This is a genomic window from Chlorobaculum thiosulfatiphilum, from assembly GCF_006265165.1.
GTDB lineage: Bacteria > Bacteroidota > Chlorobiia > Chlorobiales > Chlorobiaceae > Chlorobaculum > Chlorobaculum thiosulfatiphilum.
The window spans coordinates 1-230 of record NZ_VDCH01000087.1 but is presented as its reverse complement, the minus strand read 5'-3'; the positions used below and the strand labels follow the sequence as shown (position 1 = coordinate 230).

Here is a 230-nt window from a genome sequence, read left to right as displayed (position 1 = left end):
GGTCAGTCCAGAGCAGAAAATCCGTATCGTTGAGGCATTCCAGCAGGAGGGGCACGTGGTCGCCATGACCGGCGATGGAGTTAACGACGCCCCGGCTCTCAGGCAGGCTGATATCGGTGTGGCGATGGGCAAGGGCGGGACCGACGTCGCCAGGGAAGCATCGACCATGGTACTGACAGACGATAACTTCGCCTCGATTGTCAAGGCTATAGAGGAGGGGAGGGTGATAT

Annotated in this window: 1 protein-coding gene; it reads left to right on the top strand. The window is 59.1% G+C overall.

What is annotated here, in order from left to right:
- On the top strand, window positions 1–230 hold a 230-nt coding region (locus FGF66_RS12450), incomplete at both ends, for an HAD-IC family P-type ATPase (RefSeq protein ID WP_139457970.1).